This is a genomic window from Mesorhizobium sp. M1A.T.Ca.IN.004.03.1.1 (assembly GCF_003997555.1).
Taxonomy (GTDB): Bacteria; Pseudomonadota; Alphaproteobacteria; order Rhizobiales; family Rhizobiaceae; genus Mesorhizobium.
This window is the reverse complement of the sequence record NZ_RZTV01000994.1, coordinates 1-240: the sequence shown is the minus strand read 5'-3', so window position 1 is coordinate 240 and position 240 is coordinate 1. Positions and strand designations below refer to the sequence as shown.

General features: G+C 55.0%; 1 pseudogene. It reads left to right on the top strand.

Annotated features, from left to right (window positions below):
• Positions 1–17 precede the first annotated feature (17 nt).
• Positions 18–240 (top strand): annotated as a pseudogene (locus tag EOD29_RS34655) (diguanylate phosphodiesterase); the annotation flags it as partial.

Genomic DNA, 240 nt, shown 5'->3' with positions numbered 1-240 from the left:
AGGCTGTCCTGTCGGATATGAAATCCCTGATCTCTCTGCTGGAGGGCATCCGGGTTTCGGTCAATCTGTCCGCCGATCGTCTCGACGATCCCGAATTGACAGCGAAGCTCGGCGGTTATGACATCCCGCCCGGCCGGTTGAGCTTCGAGCTTATCGAAACGATATTCCTGGATAGCCTGAGTGATCGGGTGCGCCAGAATATTCAGGCCATCAAATCCTTCGGTATCGACATCGAGATCG